Source organism: Alicyclobacillus suci, from assembly GCF_017329615.1.
Taxonomy (GTDB): domain Bacteria; phylum Bacillota; class Bacilli; order Alicyclobacillales; family Alicyclobacillaceae; genus Alicyclobacillus; species Alicyclobacillus suci.
On record NZ_JAFMTW010000097.1, the window covers coordinates 1 to 3156 of the forward strand.

Below are 3156 nucleotides of genomic sequence, written 5' to 3' on the forward strand. Positions count from 1 at the left end.
TCGTACGCATCGATGACCGCGAACAGATATCCCCAGCCATCCTTACCACACCAAATCTTTGTCATATCGCACTGGAAGTGTTCGTTTGACTGACTCACCAGAATCCGGACGTTCCAGAAACATAGACTTGTACTCCTCGAAGCTTGGGTCAATTGTCGCACCCCCCGGCTGTATCATCTCCTTCATCAGCGGGCTGACGAGTGTCTGATAAAGAACTTCAAGAACATCCGGCGAAACTTTCTGTTCTTCATGAATCGAAGTTACTGAATAGGTCGAAGCCCGATCAACGTCCTCGCAGAAGCTGCTATCAAAAGAAGCGACATCCAGGTTCAATTCGGCGAATTTACCAATCCGTTCAAATCCCCGCTTAGTCAGCCAGTCTATGGCACGCGCCTGATCTTCTGCACAAGCGGTGATCAGTTTTTCACGTCCATCTGCCTTGGTGATTTGCACAAAATTGTCCAATAGCGCCACACCAAGTCCCTGCTGTCCGTAGTCCGGATGGACGGTAATCCACATGTGGTACGCATCTGCTGCTTCCGTTGCATTGATATTGCCACAATCGCCGTACGCGACAACTTTCCCATCCTGTTCAATCACAACCTGTGTAAGAATTTCTTCCGAGTTGCGACCTCGTTCCTGTGCTTCAAGCATTTCTACTGTCATCATATTGTTCGGGTTGTTGATATTGTGAATTTTCACAACTACTGGGATATCATCCATGGTAAAGCGGCGGATTTGTTGTTCACGTACAGTCACCATGTGTTCTCCTCTCGGCTTGATGTGCATTCATTTCAGGATCTTGATTGCCAATCGCGGCGTAAGATACCCATATAAATGCGGTCGTGCGCTTGACCATCACGCAACACCGCATCACGCACGGTGCCTTCTATGACAAAACCAGCTTTTTCATATGAACGGATGGCGGCTTCATTATTGGCGATTACATCGAGACCCACGCGGTTGAGATTCAGTTCGTGGAATGCATAACGCAAGACCAGCTTCAATGCTTCAGTTCCGAGGCCTTGACCTCGATGAGCAGAATCACCGATTCCAATAGCCAACCTTCCCGCGTGGTTGTTCCATTCAATGCTATGGACAGCAACGAATCCTATCAACGCTTCCTTATCTAACAGGCGGATACCGAATTCAACAACATTCGGGTTTGAGGAATTATGTTGAATATTCTCCCGAAAAAATGCAGCCGTTCGCGGAACCGCATAATCAGTGTCCAGATTACGCAAGTATTCACCATCTTCACTCCATCGTGCGTATGCCTCGGCATCCGCTTCCTGCAAGGCTGTCAATCGAATGCGGTTTCCCTTAAACAAGTCGCTCATGTTCCTATTCCTCCTGTATTGTCATTATCCAGAAAACGGTTCTCCCATCGTCACGAGTACACGGCGAGTACCTACAAACGCACTTCGCGCATGTGCCACAAGCATGTTATCCAGCATTAAAAGATCTCCCTCATGCCAAGGGAACATCTCCGTTTCCACCTCGTATGCCTGAAGGATGTGATCAACCACATCGTCTTCAATCGGAGATCCATCCCCGTGATAAGTACTGTAAGGCAGGTTTTCGCGTCCCAAAACCTGCAGCATCATGCTGCGAATCTCCGGCTGATACGCCCGTTCATGCCAGAACGCCATGTGGTTGAACCAAATAGGCTCGCCGGTAATTGGGTGGCACCGTATAGCCTTACGAACTTGACGCGTACGCAGACGGCCGCCTTCTTTCCACTCCACTTCAATGTCTTGCTCCCGGCAGTATGCCTCGACGACCGCTGGGTTCTCTGTATGAAAAGCCTCCTGCCAAGTCAAGCCGAAACCGTCGTTGAAATTTCGAACGAGCATCCAACCCTTGTGCAAGAATCGCTCGCGAATCTCTGGGTCGATACGGTTGTGGACACGGCGGACATCTGCGATCGGTGTTTCCCCTCCCTGTTCGGCAGCTTTTTCACAGAAAAACCAAATTTTTTGTGGCCACGTCGCCGAGTACGACAACTCGTTGTGTAGCAAAATACGCTGATCGCTAGGATATTCCGTCGACGTGTAAACTTGGTCCATGAGCTTGGTTCGTGGAGAAGACGATTCGTTGTAATACAGAAGCTCCTGACAGTTCAACGAGACGAAACGGTGAAAATCCATGTTTCTGGATATACACTCATAATATGTTTATATAACTAAACTGGTCAGCACACAGGAATTGTACCGTATTTTTATTCTTTAACCATTTTGAGGGAGTCAAATATTCACGAGCTACTTGGCTCGCCGGCTTCCCGCTCTCCGACACCAATTGAACAGCATGCAGTTTGAATTCCTTGTCATATTGCTTCATCACGTGGCCACCTCAAATCGCCTTATTCTTACATTCTCGATTCGTTGTGTCCACTCTTTGATCCTAGCACCAAAACAGAGGAACAAACCAACATTCCACTTGGGCGATATGGAACAGTTGACGAGTTTGCTAAACTTGCCGTCTTTATCCTGTCCTCGGCCAACTCGTATATGACCGGTCAAACGATTTTAACAGACGGCGGTAAGGTGCTTGGGATATGAGTGAAAGATCTGTCGTGACTTCCTACTGTACACTATATGAGGACACAGAGTTAGTCGAGACACTCGTTTTCAAAGTTGTTGATCCAATGCCGCAAAAACGCAACATCTGGAGGTGCGTCTCTGTTACATTTGAGTGAGGCAGTTATCAGTCCATTTCATCTCAATACTCTATGCATTTATCGTGGACTTGGATTCCTTATTTAAGGAGAACGTTTTGGGACATAACAGTCCATGTGCCATAACGCAAAGCTGCCAGTGAGCTATCCGAATACTTCGAGAATGTGACGAAATTCCCGTCCGTCAAAAGTGGAAGAAGGAAACTGTGTTTCGCACATACGTTCCCTTCTTATTTTGCTGACGATACGTGTAGAATGTCAACATCGGATTTAATTCCTCAAAAAAATCAGGTCGATTTCCCCAAAAATATCGGTTTTGATTTCCTCAAAATCATCGCGTAAGATTCCCCGGACATATGTTCGGTTAGTCTCTCACTGGTCTAGTTCATATTTTTTAAGGCTATTGTGGCTTCGGCAAAGAAAGTTATGCTCTGAAACCTGTGGTGGACCTTGACATATTTTTGTCAATCGGCTATAGG

At 47.1% G+C, this 3156-nt stretch carries 4 protein-coding genes and 1 pseudogene; 1 reads left to right on the top strand and 4 read right to left on the bottom strand.

Features of this window, described 5'->3' with window-relative positions; genetic code table 11:
- Window positions 1-42: 42 nt before the first annotated feature.
- From J3482_RS19710 to J3482_RS22190, 4 genes and pseudogenes are all read right to left on the bottom strand, one after another.
- Window positions 43-759, bottom strand: a complete 717-nt coding sequence (locus J3482_RS19710; protein WP_206923028.1) for a GNAT family N-acetyltransferase — start codon at window positions 757-759, stop codon at window positions 43-45.
- Window positions 760-794: 35 nt separating this feature from the next.
- Complete coding sequence (locus tag J3482_RS19715; RefSeq protein WP_206923029.1) at window positions 795-1340, bottom strand: GNAT family N-acetyltransferase; 546 nt, start codon at window positions 1338-1340, stop codon at window positions 795-797.
- A 24-nt stretch (window positions 1341-1364) separates the two neighbouring features.
- Window positions 1365-2069, bottom strand: coding sequence for a TauD/TfdA family dioxygenase (locus J3482_RS19720; protein WP_206923030.1), 705 nt, complete (start codon window positions 2067-2069; stop codon window positions 1365-1367).
- A gap of 154 nt (window positions 2070-2223) precedes the next feature.
- Window positions 2224-2340 (bottom strand): annotated as a pseudogene (locus J3482_RS22190) (transposase); the annotation flags it as partial.
- Window positions 2341-2384: 44 nt separating this feature from the next.
- Between J3482_RS22190 and J3482_RS19725 the strand changes: the two are divergent.
- On the top strand, window positions 2385-2561 hold the full coding sequence (locus J3482_RS19725; protein ID WP_236018414.1) for an SDR family oxidoreductase: 177 nt from the start codon (window positions 2385-2387) through the stop codon (window positions 2559-2561).
- The last annotated feature ends 595 nt before the right edge of the window (window positions 2562-3156 follow it).

What these genes read in the sequence shown, in the direction of transcription:
- J3482_RS19715 (WP_206923029.1), bottom strand. Translation starts at nt 1,340, where the DNA reads ATGAGCGACTTGTTTAAGGGAAACCGCATTCGATTGACAGCCTTGCAG.
- J3482_RS19720 (WP_206923030.1), bottom strand. Translation starts at nt 2,069, where the DNA reads ATGGACCAAGTTTACACGTCGACGGAATATCCTAGCGATCAGCGTATT.